Consider the following 16,439-nt stretch of genomic DNA (forward strand, 5'->3'; position numbering starts at 1 on the left):
CCATAACACAAATCAACGGAGTGTATTTCCAATGCAAATAAATCCAAACAATGCTGCTGTTAATTGCAGTATTGTTTGGATTTTTATATAGCTTAAACAGTTATATCCTAGCTTCTTAATTTATAACGGAACTGCAATGTACAGGGAGGGGACTTGATGTTTCAATCAATAAAAGTGATAGATGAATTACTAGCTAATTTTGGAGAAGATAAGTTACATAACATACATTATGAAACACAGAACACGGAATATGAAGGTGCAACTTTCCAAATCAGACACTTGGGATATCGGAGTCGGCTGGCTAAGTTAACACCAAATAAGAAAGGATACTTTGTAGTTTTTTGGGAGAAAAACGCCAATAACCAGAATCAACCGTTTACTTACGAGGAAAGTCCAGAAAAGGTCATCATCACGATTATGGATCATCATCTTAAAGGTCAATTTATCTTTCCCAAATCTATCTTATACAAAAAGGGAGTTTTAAGAGATGAATACAATAAGGGGAAGATGGCGATAAGAGTGTATCCCGATTGGGAAGCAGATTTAAATAAGAACGCATATAAAACACAGCAATGGCAAGCGGCTTATTTTGTGGATTTAACAAAGGATATAAACAAGAATAAGATTGAGAAGTTATACTTTAGATAATTTGTGCAGCCAGAGAGGGAAGAAGTGCGGACAACAACAAGAACATATGAGTTCGCAATACGACAATGCAGCTCAGTGAGAAGCTCTCTTGGGTATAATTTGTACCTATAATCAACAATAGGAGCATTCCATTTGAATTTGTAGTAAAATATTTGTTTAGATATGCTTGGAAGGAGCGACTTAAGTTGAAGCCAATTGATATGAATGAAGTGCAACAACATATAGATGAATTTGCTGGTAAAAAAGTGTTTATACATCTTGAAACGACAAATGGTGCATATGCTAATCATGTAAATGAAAAAGCGTACAATGTAGGTGCATTTATCCGCAATGCACAGGTGACGTATGAGCATGGCAAGATTAAAGGTGCAGGCACTGCATACCGTGTTGGTTTGAAGACAGAGAATGGCTGGGTGTATGCAGAAGGACTCAATGCCTGGGAAATGGACGATGAAAATCGTCTGTTGATGGCTGGTCACGATCGAGAAGGCCGTTTGATGGTTGCATTGGAAATAAGCGAGACAGCGTTCTAAGGAGGAGCAATAATTATGGAAAAACACGTAGTAGTCATCTTTCCGCATCCGGACGACGAAGCTTTCGGAGCAGCTGGTACGATTGCCAAGTTCAGAGAAGCAGGTGTGCCGGTTACATACTTGTGCGGTACACTAGGTGAAATGGGCCGTAATATGGGAAACCCGACATTTGCAACACGTGAGTCACTGCCGGAAATTCGCAAAAAGGAATTGCAGGATGCCTGCAAAGTAATGGATGTTGAATTGAAAATGCTCGGTTACCGCGATAAAGTACTAGAATTCGAGGATCTTTCAAAAGTTAGTGATCATTTGAAAGGATTCCTGGATGAAATCCAACCGTCATTAGTAATTACGCATTATCCAGAATATGCTGTACACCCAGATCATAATGCACTTGGCGCAGCGGCGATTGATGCAGTTTCTAAGATGGAGGAAAGCATTCGTCCAACTGTTTGGGCGCAGGCATTCATGCGCGGCTACCAAGAAATTCTTGGGAAGCCTGACGTCGTGCAAGACATTCGCCCGTTCGTTAAAACAAAAGTGAAGACGATTCTATGCCATGCATCTCAAGCACAAGGGGTGCTCGGAAACGTTACTGGTGAACAGCTAACGGAAGAGAACATGGAAGCAATCGCGATGGAGCATTTTAAAGAGGAGACTTTCTATACTTGGAACTTCAAAAGCATATAATTCGTATATGTGAAAAGGAGGCTGTGTATGAGAACAGAGAGAAAGCGTATCCTAAAGCAGCTGGAAGAAGGAAATCTGACTGCAGAAGAAGCAGAATTGCAGCTTGCCGCACTGGATGAACGTGCCTTTGGTGCTGCTGTTCAGGAAGAAAAGAAAGAGCAAGACCAGGAGCCGGTCGTGCAGGAGCTGATTTCAGCGGGGAAAGAATCTGAATCGCAGCGCACAGGCAAGACTGCTAAGAAAAAGCCAGTCGGACCCAAGGTGCTGCAATATATGCAGCAAGCATTCACTAAAATTAAGAATGCTGATTTGGATTTGAACTTTGGCAATCATTATACAGTGGATCATATTTTTCAGACAGATGAGCCATTCAGAAAAGTGGAGCTGAAAATTTATAACGGTTCTTTGACGATTAAAAGTTGGAATGAACCCTTGGCTAGGCTGGAAACAAATGCAAAGGTCTATTCAGAGGAAGATGAACAGGCTGCTCGGAAGCGGTTCATCGACAAGGCTTATTTTGCTGTATCAGATGGCAAGCTGCAGTTTTCCCTTCAAGATAAACGAATTAAGCCGGACATCACGTTATACGTGCCAGAAGCAGTGTATGATGAATGTATGATAAAAACATTCAATGGCACGATTCGCTCGGAGTCTGTCAACAGCGTGACGATGTATTGCAAGACGACGAATGGAAATATTGATCTGCAAGGTGGCGGCGGCTCCATCGTGAGTGCCGAGACATCCAACGGCAGTATTAAGCTGAAGCAAGTGTCAGCAAGGGATTTGCTTTGTGAGTCTGTCAATGGCTCGCTTCGTTTAGAAGGCAGCTTTCGCAAGCTGGATGCGCAGACTTTCAATGGCAGTATACATTGCGACTGGCATAACGAAGATCCGGACAGTGCGTTCTTTAAGGCGACGAATGGCAGTATTCGCTTAAAATCATTGGCGGCTATCCCGCTGAATGGGCGAATTACAACGAATATTGGTTCGCTGCATTGTGATTTGGATGAATATATTGTGATTGAGGAAGCAAAGGAAGTCGTCAAGAAGGCACTTAAATTCGAGACGCATCCTGCTGCACATGAAAAATTGCATTTGGAAGCGAACACGAAAACGGGATCTGTCTGGGTGCTGCCATAGGATGGAGGAGTTTTATGCTTAGGTGGATTTTGACGCTTCTGTTGAATGGCGTATCGCTTATTATTGTAGCCCATTTGTTTGATGCATTTTATTTGGATGGCTACTGGACTGCTATTCTGGCAAGTTTTATTTTATCGATATTAAATCTCATTGTGCGTCCTGTTCTTGTTGTCCTGACGTTGCCGCTGACAGCTGTCACTTTCGGTCTGTTTCTGTTTGTTATTAATGCCATTACATTAATGATTACACAGGGGTTGATTGGGGAAGCTTTTGTCATTGATGGCTTTGGGACGGCAATTATTGCAGCCATTATTCTTGCGCTGCTGAATCTTATACTCAACTGGCTCATTCGGGACCGTATCACAGATTGAGCGGCCTTGCAGCATGAAGCTGCAAGGCTTTTTTTATGCCTTGGTATCTATCGTTTGAGGAATTATGCTAGAATAAACAAGAATTGTTAGGATGGAGGGTTCGTATGACAAAAGTAGTCATTCAGGATTTATTAGATCGTTTCAATCTGGAATTATTGACAGGAGAAGCAGGTGTTCAGCGAGAAATCTTCATGAGTGATATTTCCCGTCCTGGTATAGAATTGACAGGCTATTTCAAATATTATCCAAAAGATCGACTGCAGCTTTTCGGTAAAACAGAGCTCTCTTTTCTGGAGGAACTGACAACAGAACAAAAGAAAGACCGTTTTTTTAAACTGTGTGCAGAGGAAACACCAGCTCTTATCATTACGAGAGGACAAGAAGTGCCAACAGAAATGATGCAAGCAGCACAAGCTGCAGGTGTTCCAATTTTGCGCTCTCCGCATAAGACGACGCGAGTGATCAGCCGAATTACCAACTTCCTTGAAGCGAAGTTTGCACCCTTCACAGCTGTGCATGGGGTATTGGTTGATATCTATGGAATTGGTATTCTCATAACGGGACAAAGCGGCGTCGGAAAGAGTGAAACAGCATTGGAGCTCGTGAAGCGTGGGCACCGTCTTGTAGCTGATGATAGCGTGGAGATTCGTCAGGAAGATTATGATACGCTCATTGGTAATTCACCTTCTTTGATTGAGCATTTGCTGGAGATTCGCGGGTTAGGCATTATTAACGTGATGACATTGTTTGGTGCTGGAGCTGTTCGCAGTCATAAGAAGATTTCTATTGTCATGAACTTAGAGACGTGGGATCAATCAAAACAATATGATCGAGTTGGTCTCGATGAAGAAACGATGAAAATCATGGATGTGGATGTGCCGAAGATGACAGTTCCTGTTCGTCCTGGACGTAACTTGGCCGTTATCATTGAAGTTGCTGCCATGAACTACCGGCTGAAACGGATGGGGGTAAACGCAGCAGAGGAATTTTCACAGCGGCTTACGAAAATGATTGAGAACGGACAAGACGATGGAGGCGACCTTACAAATGGAAATGTGTGAAGGACAAGCATTGGACCGAGTGTTTCTGCAACTCGGTTCCATTACAATCTATTGGTACGGCGTCATTATCGCAGTAGGAGCTGCCCTAGGATTGTGGTTGGCAATTCGCGAATCCAAAAGATTAGGATTACATAAAGATACATTTGTTGATTTTCTGGTTTTTGCTATTCCGGCTGCCATTATTTGTGCGCGAATCTACTATGTAGCATTCGAGTGGGAAAACTATGCAAATGGTCCGTTTTGGAAAGTTTTTGCGATATGGGAAGGCGGTATCGCCATCCACGGCGCTTTAATTGGTTCTGTTATTACGGCCCTTATTTTCTGCCGTGTGAAGAAGATTTCATTTTGGAAGCTTGCAGATATTGCGGCGCCAAGTCTGATTCTTGCACAAGGGATTGGGCGCTGGGGGAACTTCATGAACCAAGAAGCCCATGGCGGACCTGTTTCACAAGAAGCTTACCAAAACTTCATTCAGTATCTTCCTGACTTTATTAATAATCAAATGTGTATTGATGGGGTCTTGTATCACCCTACGTTCCTTTATGAATCATTATGGAATATTCTTGGATTTGTCATCTTGCTGCTCTTACGGAGAGTAAATCTGAAGCGCGGGGAAATGTTCTTGTTCTATCTTGCTTGGTACAGCTTCGGACGCTTTTTCATAGAAGGAATGCGTACAGATAGTTTGGTAGCAGAAGGTTTACGTGCGGCACAGGTTGTTTCGATTATCGGTATTGTGCTAGCCGTGATTATTTGTGTTATCCGACGTCGCCCGGGGGCGAATACACCTCGTTACAAAGACAAAAAGTAGAAAGGCGGTCTCATGATGCCCATTACGACATTGCTATTTGATTTGGATGGAACGTTAATTGAGTCCAATACACTTATTCTAGCCTCTTATACAGCAACCTTGGAGCATTTTACAGGGCGGAAATATGAGCAAGAGGAATTGCTTCCGTTTATCGGACCGCCGCTTAAGGATGTCTTTATGAATATTGATCCGGCACGAGCAGATGACATGATTGCAGCTTACCGGAAACACAACTTGGAACATCATGATGAGTATGTAGAAGCTTACCCGTATGTAGTGGAAACGTTACAACAGTTAAAACAGGCAGGATTTAAGCTGGGGATTGTCACCACGAAAATTCGTGAGACAGCGGAGCGCGGTATCACGGTATGCGGACTGGATGGACTATTTGATGTGGTTATCGGGTATGATGATATCAATCAGCCTAAACCGCATCCTGAACCAGTTTTAAAGGCGCTGGAGGCACTTGGCAGCACGCCGGAGGAAGCAATTATGGTTGGTGACAATTACCATGACATTGAATCTGGTCAAAATGCCGGTGCGAAGGCAGCGGGAGTGGCTTGGTCGATTAAAGGCAAACAAACCCTAGAGGCATACAGACCAGAGTATATGCTGGAGGATATGCGTGATTTACTGGAGATTGTAAAGGAAGAAGCAGATGCGGAAAACGGAAAGTTATCCCGTTAAAGGGCCAAATTCACTGTGGCAGCTATACAAGACAATTTCTTTTTGGAAAGTAGTAAGAAATTTTGTCGTTATACAGATTGGCCGTTACACACCCTTTCTCGGTGTGAAAAATTGGCTGTACCGGACAACGCTCAAAATGAAGATTGGGAATGAATCAGCTATGGCTGTCATGGTCGTTCCAGATTTTCTTTATCCGGAGCGCATAACAATCGGCAGAAATACCATTATCGGTTACAATACAACGATTCTTGCGCATGAGTACTTGACGACAGAATACCGGATCGGAGATGTCGTTATTGGAGATAATGCCATGATTGGTGCGAATACGACAATCCTGCCGGGGGTTACAATTGGTGATGGAGCAGTCGTATCGGCTGCGACACTTGTAAACCGGGATGTCCCGCCTGGTGCGCTGGTCGGCGGCAATCCGATGCAATTGATTTATACAGCAGAACAACGCAAGAACAAGCAGACAACTTAGTGTGTCTGCTTGTTTTATAAGGAGGAATAACATGGATTTAGGACAGCGGATTTTGCCTGCTGCACGGAATGAACGAGATTTTGATGAATTGCTGCAGCGAGACGATATGAAAATGATGGTCCTGCTCGAAACAAGAATTGCGCAGCTTCCTTCCCAGATTAAATATGCGAAGAAAGCTGGAAAGAAAGTATTTTTACATGTGGACTTAATTCAAGGCTTAAAAACAGATGATGCAGGAATGGATTTCGTCTGTCAGCGTTTAAAACCTGATGGCGTAATCTCCACGCGTACGAATGTCATCAACGCAGCTAAAAAATATAAGATAACTGCAGTTCAGCGTTTATTTTTAATTGACGGGCATGCACTTAATCATAATCTTTCACTCATTAAGAAGACACAGCCTGATTATATCGAAGTGCTACCGGGGTTAATTCCTCATATGATAAAAGAAGTAGCCGAAAATACACGTATTCCGGTTATTGCTGGAGGCCTAATTCGCAGCTCGGAACACATTGAAGCCGCATTGAAAGCGGGTGCAACAGCAGTCTCCACTTCGAAAAAAAGTTTATGGTAAGTTGTTGACAACGCTTTCAATTAGGTGTAAAGTCTACTTATAAGTTAATATCAATGATCGGAGATGCGGAGAATCCATTACCTTTTTATTAGAAAGCCACTGGCTGTCTATGTTATATTGGTAATGGATTTTTCATATCCAAAAAGACAGCGCTTCCTAACAATATATTTAGATGAAAGCAGCTATTTTCTAGAATACACAGGAGTGCAGTTAATTTGGGAGCTTTATGAAAGCGCTCTCCAAAAAATATCAACAAAGGGGACAATCACAATGAGTATCTTCGCAGCCGAAACAATCGGTACAATGGTACTAATACTCTTCGGTGGAGGGGTAGTAGCGGTAAGTAATTTGAGCAAGTCTAAAGGGGAAGGCACAGGCTGGATTACCATCACAATTGCATGGGGTCTTGCCGTAGCAATGGGAGCATATGCAGTTGGCGGTTTTTCCGGAGCCCATTTAAATCCGGCTGTGACACTCGGATTGGCAATCAATGGAGATATTACATGGGGGCAAGTTCCGACTTACCTTACTGCTGAGATGCTTGGAGCGTTCCTAGGAGCAATACTTGTATTCTTAGTTTACTTGCCGCATTGGGCGAAAACGTCTGATCCGATGGCAAAGCTTTCCGTCTTTTCTACAGATCCGGCAATCGACAGTCCAATTTCAAACATGCTGACAGAAATCATTGGCACTTTCGCCCTAATGCTTGGTATTCTATTTATTGGAGGCAACTCTTTAGCAGAAGGATTCAATCCAATGTTGGTTGGTTTACTCGTTGTTGTTATCGGGATGGCGCTTGGCGGTCCGACTGGATATGCCATCAACCCAGCTCGTGACTTAGGCCCGCGTATTGCACACGCTTTGCTGCCGATTCCAGGTAAAGGCTCATCCAATTGGAAGTATGCATGGATTCCAGTTGTAGGTCCATTGCTAGGCGGCGCATACGGTGCATTCTTCTATCTCGCATTTTTCAAGAACGATATGCAAATAGGTTTCTGGATTATGTCTGCTGTCATGCTAGTTATCATTATTGTTGCTGTCCGAGGGGAACTTGCAAAAGCAAATGCGGAAGCAGTGAATAATAGTGGAGCAAAAACAAGGGGGATTAAATAATGGAAAAATTTATTATGGCACTTGACCAAGGTACAACGAGCTCACGTGCAATTCTATTCAATCACAATGGTGACATTGTCGAAACAGCACAGAAAGAATTCGAACAGTTCTTCCCGCATTCTGGCTGGGTAGAGCACGATGCAAATGAAATCTGGACTTCTGTTTCAGCTTGTATGGCAGAAGTACTTCGCAAAGCAGATGTTGACGCTAAACAAGTGTCTGCTATTGGTATTACAAACCAGCGCGAAACAACAGTTGTTTGGGATAAACATACAGGACGTCCGATTTATAAAGCGATTGTATGGCAGTCCCGTCAGACAGCTGACATCGTCAATGAATTGAGAGAGCAGGGTCACAACGACTTGTTCCGTGAGAAAACAGGTCTTCTGCTGGACGCTTACTTCTCTGGTACAAAAGTAAAATGGATTTTAGATAATGTCGAAGGTGCTCGTGAAAAAGCGGAAAATGGCGACCTGTTATTCGGTACAATCGATACATGGCTTGTGCATAAGCTTTCCGGCGGTAAAACAAATGTTACGGACTATTCCAATGCAGCACGTACATTAATGTAAAACATCCATGAATTGNAAGTAAAATGGATTTTAGATAATGTCGAAGGTGCTCGTGAAAAAGCGGAAAATGGCGACCTGTTATTCGGTACAATCGATACATGGCTTGTGCATAAGCTTTCCGGCGGTAAAACACATGTTACGGACTATTCCAATGCAGCACGTACATTAATGTACAACATCCATGAATTGAAATGGGACGATGAGCTTCTTGATATTCTTGGTGTTCCGAAATCCATGCTTCCAGAAGTAAAACCTTCTTCTGAAGTATACGCAAACACAATTGATTATCATTTCTTCGGTGAAGAAGTGCCAATCGCGGGTATTGCTGGTGACCAGCATGCAGCGCTGTTTGGTCAAGCTTGCTATGAGCCCGGTATGGTGAAAAATACGTACGGCACAGGCTGTTTCGTTCTTATGCATACAGGTGAGGAAGCTGTTAAATCTGATCATGGTCTGTTAACAACAATTGCTTGGGGACTTGATGGAAAAGTGGAATACGCACTCGAAGGAAGTATCTTCGTAGCAGGATCTGCTATTCAATGGCTTCGTGATGGCCTGAAGATTATTGAATCTTCTCCTGAAAGTGAGCGCCTTGCTACTAGTGTTACCGATAATGGCGGTGTTTATGTGGTGCCGGCATTCGTAGGACTTGGTACACCATATTGGGATAGTGATGCACGTGGTGCGATGTTTGGTATCACGCGTGGTACAACAGATGCACATATCACTCGTGCAACACTCGAATCCTTGGCATTCCAATCGAAAGATGTTGTGGATGCTATGATTGAGGATTCCGGTATTGACGTGAAGCAGCTTCGCGTTGATGGCGGCGTCGTGAAAAACGATTTCCTCATGCAATTCCAAAGTGATATGCTTGATGTAGACGTAGAGCGTCCAGTCATCCAGGAAACAACAGCATTAGGTGCTGCCTACTTGGCTGGTTTAGCTGTCGGCTACTGGGAGAGCCGTGAAGATATCGCCAACAAATGGCAGATTGATCGCACGTTCAAACCAAACCGCTCCAAAGAAGAAAAAGATCAGCTCTACGCAGGCTGGAAAAAAGCTGTGGAAGCGACACGTAGTTTCAAGTAATATACCTTTTCAATTTCGGCCGAACGTGTTATACTGAATTCACAAGTTAATGATTCGGCCCGAGATATTGGAGAGACCGTAAATATCTATACGTTGTATGGATTATTTGCGGTCTCTTTCTGTTTTCTATACATGACTTCTACAATATTGGGGTATAGAAATATAAGGGAGCGCCGAATCTAAAAAGGAGTGTTCATGCATGACTGTTTTCTCTAGTAAAAAACGTAATGAAATTTATGCAAACTTAACGGATAAACCTTTGGACGTACTTGTTATTGGTGGCGGGATCACTGGTTCTGGTATTTCCTTAGATGCAAAAATGCGCGGAATGAATGTCGGTCTTGTAGAGATGCAAGATTTTGCGGCAGGTACATCTTCCCGCTCTACAAAATTAGTACACGGCGGATTGCGTTACTTGAAGCAGTTCGAAGTGAAAATGGTAGCAGAAGTTGGGAAAGAGCGTGAAATCGTATATGAAAACGGTCCTCACGTAACAACACCAGAATGGATGCTGCTTCCATTCCATAAAGGCGGTAATTTCGGCCCATTCACAACAAACATTGGCTTGCGCGTATATGACTATCTTGCAGGTGTTAAAAAAGCAGAGCGTCGTACGATGCTGTCTCGTGATGAAGTAACTTCCAGAGAACCTTTAGTTAAATCTGAAGACCTTCTTGGCGGCGGCCGTTATGTAGAATACAAAACGGATGATGCTCGTCTGACATTGGAAGTATTGAAAAAAGCGGTTGAAAAAGGCGTTAACGCGATTAACTATACAAAAGTGACGGAGTTCATTTATGATGCTGGTGGTAAAGTGACTGGCGTTGTAGCAGAAGACTTAATTACAGGCGCTAAGCACCGTATCTTTGCGAAAAAAGTAATCAATGCGGGCGGCCCTTGGGTAGATACAATTCGTGAAAAAGATGGCTCTAAAAAAGGTAAAACATTACATCTGACAAAAGGTGTGCACTTGGTATTTGATAATAAGCGCTTCCCATTGCGTCAGGCTATTTACTTCGATACACCAGATGGCCGTATGGTGTTCGCAATTCCGCGTGAAGGTAAAACGTATGTTGGTACGACAGATACAACGTACAAAGGCGACATCAAGCATCCAGTAATGACAGTGGAAGATCGTGATTATATCATCGATTCCATTAACTACATGTTCCCAACTGTAGAAATTACAAAAGACGATGTAGAATCCAGCTGGGCAGGTCTTCGTCCGCTTGTACAAGAAGAAGGCAAAAAGCCAGGTGAGATTTCTCGTAAAGACGAAATTTTCGTTTCTGACAGCGGTTTGATCTCCATGGCAGGCGGTAAACTGACCGGTTACCGTAAAATGGCTATCGAAGCAGTAAACCTTGTAGCGGACCAGTTCAAGAAAGAAGAAGGTATTCTGTATTCAAAAGCAGACACGAAAAACCTTCCGATTTCTGGCGGTGAAGTTGGCGGTTCCAAAGGATTCGAACGTTTCAGAGAGCGCAAAGTAGATGAAGGTAAAGCAATCGGTCTTTCTGCTGAAGATGCACTTAAAGTAGTGAGCCGTTATGGTGCGAATGTTGATAAAGTCTTCGAACGCTTCGAAACATTGAAGGATGAAGCAAAAGCAGCTAATATTGATCCGCTTGTATTTGCGCAATTGCGTTACGCAATCGAAGAAGAGCTCACATTCAAACCTGTTGACTTCTTCATCCGCCGTACTGGCGCGCTATACTTCGATATCAACTTTGTTCGTACACACAAAGATGCTGTGATCGATTACTTGGCTAACACATTGGGCTACTCTGCTGAACAAAAAGAAGAATACACTCGTGAATTGGATGTATTAATCAAAGAAGCAGTAGTACCAGTTAAAGAAGACGACTTGCAAACCGTGTAAGGCACATCAGCACGAAGACTGCTTTCCCATAAGGGGAGGCAGTCTTTTTTATCTTCAAGTGTAGGACCAAGTACGGAAATATGGTATACTTCTTGGGATATCTAACGCAGTAGGAGGAAACACATGCAAACGCTGGAACCAGCAGAGCAGCAGGCACGATCGACAAATATTATCCCTTTCATTCCTGAAGGAGATTTCTATTATACAAAAGGCATCGAAGCCTATCAGAACGGTAAGCTGGAAAAAGCTATGAAATGGCTTAATAAAGCGATTGAAATGGAGCCGACGGAAGTGATCTATCACTTGCAGAAGTCGGTTATTTTTACGGAACTCGGTTCTTTCCATAAAGCAATTTACATTTTAGATGACATTATTAAAGAACATGACGATAACTACCCGGAATGTTTTTATATGCTGGCATACAATTATTCAAAGCTTGGTTACATGCATGATGCCGAAAAGTTCGCCAATCTTTATTTAAAGATGGAACCTAAAGGGGACTTTTATGAGCAAGCGCAAGAGCTGCTTTCCTACGTGGAAGAAGAAGAGGAAGATGACGAGCTGTGGACGACAGAGGAAGAAGATGAACTCATCATGTTCCAAGAGTCCGCGTTTTATCATTTAGAGCGGGAAGAGTGGCAGCTCGCCTTACCAATCTTGGAAGAAATGATGAGCTTGTTCCCAGAACATATGCTGGCAAAACACGAATATGCTAAGGCACTTTTCTTTTCTGGTGACCAAAAGCAAGCTGTGCGAATGGAAGAAGAACTTCTGCTGACGGAGCATGTTTCGGTATACACGCATGTAAATCTGGCTGTTTTCTATCATGAAGTAGGTAATTTGGACCAACGGGATGAACATCTTCGTTTGCTTCGAAATATTTTTCCGATTCATGAAGAACAGCACTTGCGCATTGCGTGTGCGTTTTCGATGACTGGATCTTATGAAGAAGCAGTTGATCGCTTTCTCCATTTGGATAAAAGACGCGTGAAAGGACATGCTTCCTACTATAAGTGGTTCAGTTTGGCTGCCCAAAAAGCAGGGAACGGATCTTATGCGGAAAAGCTGTGGAAAGAAGGAAGCCGCCGGTTCAATCACCTGTCCAAAGATGATTTTTATTGGCTTTCCTGAGTTATAAGCAGATAGATGGACGCAGCGTATAGAATCTTATATGCTTATGCGTAGATACTACGATTGAGTACGACGAAAGGGGTTCATTTTCATGACTGAAGAAAGAATTTATGACGTAATCATTGCAGGAGCAGGTCCAGCTGGTATGACAGCAGCTGTTTACGCATCTCGTGCGAATCTTGATACGTTGATGATAGAAAGAGGAATTCCAGGGGGCCAGATGGCGAATACAGAAGATGTTGAGAACTATCCTGGTTATGACTCTATTCTTGGTCCTGATCTTTCCAATAAAATGTTCGAGCATGCGAAGAAATTCGGTGCGGAATATGCTTATGGCGACATCAAGGAAGTGAAAGACGGCAAGGAATATAAAACAATTACTGCCGGAAACAAAGAGTACAAAACACGGGCATTGATCATCACTACAGGGGCGAAGTGGAAGAAGCTTGGCGTACCTGGCGAAGATGAATTGAGCGGACGCGGCGTCTCTTATTGCGCTGTCTGTGATGGTGCTTTCTTTAAAAACCGTGAACTGATTGTTGTCGGAGGCGGTGATTCCGCTGTTGAAGAAGGGGTATACTTGACACGCTTTGCTGATAAAGTGACAATCGTACACCGCCGTGATAAATTGCGTGCACAGCCTATTTTGCAGCAGCGCGCAATCGCGAACGAAAAAGTTGACTTTATTTGGGATACAACCGTTGAGGAAATCAATGGTGAGAATAACAAAGTAGGCAGTGTGACATTGTTGAACCACGTAACAGGAGAAAAATATGAAAAATCAGCTGATGGTGTGTTCATTTATATCGGTATGGTACCATTGAGCGAGCCATTCGCATCTCTTGGTATTACGAATGACCTTGGTTATATTCACACAAATGACCGTATGGAAACAAATGTACCGGGTATTTTCGCTGCTGGCGATATCCGAGACAAAGAACTTCGACAAATCGTGACAGCAACAGGAGATGGCAGTATTGCTGCTCAAGCTGCACAAGCATATGTGGAAAGTCTGAAAGAAGAATTGAACGCTATCGGTTAAAAGGCAGGCCAGGCTATGTTGTAAATGATTCTTAATGCTGCTGTAACACGGGCGACATATTCATTTGCTATAATGGCTTTAACTAATTGACCCCCTTTTAATAGATAAATTAGTTATTGGCATAGGTGCCTTAGCACCTATGCATTTTTTTTTTGCTTATTGGAGATAATCGGCTAATTTTGGCAGAGCTTGAGGAAACATTATACTGTTTGAAGCGAAACAGAAATAGTATACTATATAGTGATGTGTAAATTGAATCGACATCTCCACTTACACAGAGAAAGAGGTGGAAGCATGCAACGTGTTGCAAACTGTATTTTAGCAGTCGATGACAAGGTTCTCTTATTGAAAAAGCCAAGTAAGGGCTGGTACTCAGCTCCAGGCGGAAAGATGGAATTAGGAGAATCTGTTAAGGAAACCGCTGTTCGTGAGTTCCGCGAAGAAACAGGACTTACTGTACATGAACCGGAACTTCGAGGTACATTTACTTTTCTAATAAAAGATGGCGAGAAAGTTGTCCATGAGTGGATGATGTTCACTTTCTTTGCTGATCGTTATACTGGTGAACTGCTTGAAGAAAGCCAGGAAGGCAAGCTGGAATGGATTGATCTAGACAAGATAAAAGACCTGCCAATGGCCGAGGGTGATCGGAACATCTTTGCCCATGTGTTTAAAACAGATGAACCCTTATATGGTACATTTGTCTACACGGAGGATCGTGAGCTGCTGCAAGCAAAGCTGGATCCGAAGACTGCAGAATAAGTAGGGGGGATACGTATGGAGATACAACTGAACGAAACAAAGCTCGTCATCATCACCGGTATGTCCGGAGCAGGAAAGACAGTTGCTGTTCAAAGCTTCGAGGATTTGGGCTATTATTGTGTTGATAATCTCCCGCCGGCACTGCTGCCGACATTTCTTGATCTGATGCGAGATGCTTCGAATGATATTAAAAAAGTGGCGCTCGTGATGGATTTGCGGGGCAGAGAATTTTTTGATTCTTTGTTTGAAGCACTGGACAAGCTGTCGCAAGAGCATTGGCTGGAACCGCAAGTGTTGTTCCTTGATGCAAAAGATGAAGTACTCGTGACTAGATATAAAGAAACACGCAGAACCCATCCGCTTGCACCAGAAGGGCTTCCGCTCGAAGGCATTCAGCAGGAACGTGCACTGCTTGATCAAATGCGGGGCAGAGCGCAGTACATTGTAGATACATCTGAATTGAAACCGAAAAAGCTTCGGGAAAAAATCATGAAGCGTTTCAAAGATGCTGATTATGAAGATTTCACTGTTCAAATGCTAAGCTTTGGTTTCAAATACGGCATACCAATTGATGCAGATCTTGTGTTCGATGTTCGTTTTCTCCCAAACCCTTTCTATGTCGAGAATCTGAGACCACAGACAGGCTTGGATGAGCCGGTATCCTCTTACGTATTCAAATGGTCAGATACCCATACATTCCTGCAAAAGCTGGAGGATATGCTCACCTTCATGCTGCCGCAATACCGCAAGGAAGGGAAAAGCCAGCTTATCATTGCGATTGGATGTACGGGCGGTCAGCATCGCTCCGTCGCGATTGCGGAATATCTGGCAAAACGATACAGCAATTCGTATGCGACACATGTGACGCATCGCGATGTAGAAAGGAAGAGCCACTGATGGTGAAAAAAATGGTCGCAATCGGCGGCGGGACAGGTATGCCTGTTTTGCTGCGAGGGTTAAAAGAGCTGCCAGTGGATCTTTCAGCGATTGTAACAGTAGCAGACGATGGTGGCAGTTCCGGAAAACTCCGAAATGAGCTTGCCATGCCGGCACCAGGTGATATCCGAAATGTTATTGCAGCATTGGCGGAAGCAGAGCCAATGCTGATTGATTTATTTCAGCATCGCTTTACCGGTCAAAACGGCTTATCCGGGCATTCAATGGGAAATTTGCTGCTTGCCGCGATGACATCTATTTCTGGTGATTTTTATAATGGCATTAAAGAGATTTCGCGTGTGCTGAAAGTGAAAGGAAATATTTATCCGATCGCCAATCAGAATGTTGTGCTCCATGCGGAAATGGAGGATGGAGAGATTGTGACAGGTGAGTCGAATATTCCGCTTGCTAATAAACGTATTAAACGTGTATTTGTCAGTCCGCTGCCCGTTACACCTTTGCCAGATGCAATTCAGGCAATTAAGCAGGCTGATTTAATCGTCATTAGTCCAGGAAGTCTTTATACGAGTGTGATGCCCAATTTGATTGTGCCGGAGATTGAGCATGCCCTACGAGAAGCGCGTGGTAAAGTTGTCTATGTGTGTAATGTGATGACACAATTCGGCGAGACGACGAACTATACAGCCGGCGATCATATTGAAGCAATTCATAATCATATCGGTGCGGATATTGTTTCGGCAATTATCGTGAATAATAGCCAAATTGAGCAAGACATCCGAAAGAATTACGCAGAGGAGCACGCTGCTCCAGTAGTCTATGATATGGAGCGGTTGAAGGTTTTGGGTGTTGAAGTGATTGAGGCCGACATCATCGATCACAACCAACGAAAACTGCGGCATGATACACATAAAATAGCAAAATTGCTTTACGATATACTGTAATAGCGAACAGG

General features: G+C 43.3%; 18 protein-coding genes and 1 pseudogene. All 19 read left to right on the plus strand.

What is annotated here, in order from left to right; translation table 11 throughout:
- The first annotated feature begins 156 nt into the window (after nt 1-156).
- The 19 genes and pseudogenes from B1K52_RS09370 to B1K52_RS09460 all read left to right on the plus strand — a co-directional run bounded on the left by B1K52_RS09370 (nt 157) and on the right by B1K52_RS09460 (nt 16,428).
- Complete coding sequence (locus B1K52_RS09370; RefSeq protein ID WP_143588864.1) at nt 157-648, plus strand: MepB family protein; 492 nt, start codon at nt 157-159, stop codon at nt 646-648.
- A gap of 185 nt (nt 649-833) precedes the next feature.
- Entirely contained in the window at nt 834-1,181 is a 348-nt protein-coding gene (locus B1K52_RS09375) for a YojF family protein (RefSeq protein ID WP_077307573.1), read from the plus strand.
- 15 nt (nt 1,182-1,196) lie between these two features.
- Entirely contained in the window at nt 1,197-1,871 is a 675-nt protein-coding gene (gene bshB2 / locus B1K52_RS09380; protein WP_077307575.1) for a bacillithiol biosynthesis deacetylase BshB2, read from the plus strand.
- Nucleotides 1,872-1,898: 27 nt separating this feature from the next.
- Complete coding sequence (locus B1K52_RS09385) at nt 1,899-3,011, plus strand: DUF4097 family beta strand repeat-containing protein (protein WP_077307577.1); 1,113 nt, start codon at nt 1,899-1,901, stop codon at nt 3,009-3,011.
- A gap of 14 nt (nt 3,012-3,025) precedes the next feature.
- Nucleotides 3,026-3,382, plus strand: a complete 357-nt coding sequence (locus B1K52_RS09390; protein WP_077307579.1) for a phage holin family protein — start codon at nt 3,026-3,028, stop codon at nt 3,380-3,382.
- Nucleotides 3,383-3,486: 104 nt separating this feature from the next.
- A complete protein-coding gene (gene hprK, locus B1K52_RS09395; protein ID WP_077307581.1) occupies nt 3,487-4,443 on the plus strand; it encodes an HPr(Ser) kinase/phosphatase in 957 nt (318 codons plus the stop codon).
- Nucleotides 4,430-5,254, plus strand: coding sequence for a prolipoprotein diacylglyceryl transferase (gene lgt, locus B1K52_RS09400; RefSeq protein ID WP_077307583.1), 825 nt, complete (start codon nt 4,430-4,432; stop codon nt 5,252-5,254). Before hprK ends, lgt begins: the two co-directional genes overlap by 14 nt.
- Before the next feature lie 15 nt (nt 5,255-5,269).
- Nucleotides 5,270-5,941 carry a pyrophosphatase PpaX gene (gene ppaX, locus B1K52_RS09405; RefSeq protein ID WP_077307585.1) on the plus strand — a complete coding sequence of 224 codons (672 nt, stop codon included), beginning with the start codon at nt 5,270-5,272 and terminating at the stop codon, nt 5,939-5,941.
- Entirely contained in the window at nt 5,913-6,422 is a 510-nt protein-coding gene (locus B1K52_RS09410) for an acyltransferase (protein ID WP_077307587.1), read from the plus strand. Before ppaX ends, B1K52_RS09410 begins: the two co-directional genes overlap by 29 nt.
- Before the next feature lie 31 nt (nt 6,423-6,453).
- Nucleotides 6,454-6,996, plus strand: a complete 543-nt coding sequence (locus B1K52_RS09415) for a glycerol-3-phosphate responsive antiterminator (protein ID WP_077307589.1) — start codon at nt 6,454-6,456, stop codon at nt 6,994-6,996.
- A gap of 270 nt (nt 6,997-7,266) precedes the next feature.
- The gene (locus tag B1K52_RS09420; protein ID WP_077307591.1) at nt 7,267-8,109 is read left to right on the plus strand and encodes an MIP/aquaporin family protein; all 843 of its coding nucleotides are present in this window, start codon (nt 7,267-7,269) and stop codon (nt 8,107-8,109) included.
- Nucleotides 8,109-8,681 (plus strand): FGGY family carbohydrate kinase, encoded by a 573-nt coding sequence (locus tag B1K52_RS09425; protein WP_256855885.1) that lies wholly within the window; start codon nt 8,109-8,111, stop codon nt 8,679-8,681. Before B1K52_RS09420 ends, B1K52_RS09425 begins: the two co-directional genes overlap by 1 nt.
- Before the next feature lie 18 nt (nt 8,682-8,699).
- A pseudogene (glpK, locus tag B1K52_RS09430) lies at nt 8,700-9,773 on the plus strand (glycerol kinase GlpK); the annotation flags it as partial.
- Between the two features lie 199 nt (nt 9,774-9,972).
- Nucleotides 9,973-11,655 carry a glycerol-3-phosphate dehydrogenase/oxidase gene (locus tag B1K52_RS09435; protein ID WP_077307597.1) on the plus strand — a complete coding sequence of 561 codons (1,683 nt, stop codon included), beginning with the start codon at nt 9,973-9,975 and terminating at the stop codon, nt 11,653-11,655.
- Between the two features lie 123 nt (nt 11,656-11,778).
- The gene (locus tag B1K52_RS09440; RefSeq protein WP_077307599.1) at nt 11,779-12,786 is read left to right on the plus strand and encodes a tetratricopeptide repeat protein; all 1,008 of its coding nucleotides are present in this window, start codon (nt 11,779-11,781) and stop codon (nt 12,784-12,786) included.
- Between the two features lie 91 nt (nt 12,787-12,877).
- A complete protein-coding gene (trxB, locus tag B1K52_RS09445) occupies nt 12,878-13,828 on the plus strand; it encodes a thioredoxin-disulfide reductase (RefSeq protein WP_077307601.1) in 951 nt (316 codons plus the stop codon).
- A 294-nt stretch (nt 13,829-14,122) separates the two neighbouring features.
- The gene (locus tag B1K52_RS09450; RefSeq protein ID WP_077307603.1) at nt 14,123-14,590 is read left to right on the plus strand and encodes an NUDIX hydrolase; all 468 of its coding nucleotides are present in this window, start codon (nt 14,123-14,125) and stop codon (nt 14,588-14,590) included.
- A 15-nt stretch (nt 14,591-14,605) separates the two neighbouring features.
- Nucleotides 14,606-15,487, plus strand: a complete 882-nt coding sequence (rapZ, locus tag B1K52_RS09455) for an RNase adapter RapZ (RefSeq protein WP_077307606.1) — start codon at nt 14,606-14,608, stop codon at nt 15,485-15,487.
- A complete protein-coding gene (locus B1K52_RS09460) occupies nt 15,487-16,428 on the plus strand; it encodes a gluconeogenesis factor YvcK family protein (protein WP_077307608.1) in 942 nt (313 codons plus the stop codon). Before rapZ ends, B1K52_RS09460 begins: the two co-directional genes overlap by 1 nt.
- Nucleotides 16,429-16,439: the final 11 nt, after the last annotated feature.

This window comes from Terribacillus halophilus (assembly GCF_900162685.1).
GTDB lineage: Bacteria > Bacillota > Bacilli > Bacillales > Amphibacillaceae > Terribacillus > Terribacillus halophilus_A.

What these genes read in the sequence shown, in the direction of transcription:
- B1K52_RS09370 (WP_143588864.1), top strand. Translation starts at nt 157, where the DNA reads ATGTTTCAATCAATAAAAGTGATAGATGAATTACTAGCTAATTTTGGA.
- bshB2 (WP_077307575.1), top strand. Translation starts at nt 1,197, where the DNA reads ATGGAAAAACACGTAGTAGTCATCTTTCCGCATCCGGACGACGAAGCT.
- B1K52_RS09385 (WP_077307577.1), top strand. Translation starts at nt 1,899, where the DNA reads ATGAGAACAGAGAGAAAGCGTATCCTAAAGCAGCTGGAAGAAGGAAAT.
- B1K52_RS09390 (WP_077307579.1), top strand. Translation starts at nt 3,026, where the DNA reads ATGCTTAGGTGGATTTTGACGCTTCTGTTGAATGGCGTATCGCTTATT.
- hprK (WP_077307581.1), top strand. Translation starts at nt 3,487, where the DNA reads ATGACAAAAGTAGTCATTCAGGATTTATTAGATCGTTTCAATCTGGAA.
- lgt (WP_077307583.1), top strand. Translation starts at nt 4,430, where the DNA reads ATGGAAATGTGTGAAGGACAAGCATTGGACCGAGTGTTTCTGCAACTC.
- ppaX (WP_077307585.1), top strand. Translation starts at nt 5,270, where the DNA reads ATGCCCATTACGACATTGCTATTTGATTTGGATGGAACGTTAATTGAG.
- B1K52_RS09410 (WP_077307587.1), top strand. Translation starts at nt 5,913, where the DNA reads ATGCGGAAAACGGAAAGTTATCCCGTTAAAGGGCCAAATTCACTGTGG.
- B1K52_RS09415 (WP_077307589.1), top strand. Translation starts at nt 6,454, where the DNA reads ATGGATTTAGGACAGCGGATTTTGCCTGCTGCACGGAATGAACGAGAT.
- B1K52_RS09420 (WP_077307591.1), top strand. Translation starts at nt 7,267, where the DNA reads ATGAGTATCTTCGCAGCCGAAACAATCGGTACAATGGTACTAATACTC.
- B1K52_RS09425 (WP_256855885.1), top strand. Translation starts at nt 8,109, where the DNA reads ATGGAAAAATTTATTATGGCACTTGACCAAGGTACAACGAGCTCACGT.
- B1K52_RS09435 (WP_077307597.1), top strand. Translation starts at nt 9,973, where the DNA reads ATGACTGTTTTCTCTAGTAAAAAACGTAATGAAATTTATGCAAACTTA.
- B1K52_RS09440 (WP_077307599.1), top strand. Translation starts at nt 11,779, where the DNA reads ATGCAAACGCTGGAACCAGCAGAGCAGCAGGCACGATCGACAAATATT.
- trxB (WP_077307601.1), top strand. Translation starts at nt 12,878, where the DNA reads ATGACTGAAGAAAGAATTTATGACGTAATCATTGCAGGAGCAGGTCCA.
- B1K52_RS09450 (WP_077307603.1), top strand. Translation starts at nt 14,123, where the DNA reads ATGCAACGTGTTGCAAACTGTATTTTAGCAGTCGATGACAAGGTTCTC.
- rapZ (WP_077307606.1), top strand. Translation starts at nt 14,606, where the DNA reads ATGGAGATACAACTGAACGAAACAAAGCTCGTCATCATCACCGGTATG.
- B1K52_RS09460 (WP_077307608.1), top strand. Translation starts at nt 15,487, where the DNA reads ATGGTGAAAAAAATGGTCGCAATCGGCGGCGGGACAGGTATGCCTGTT.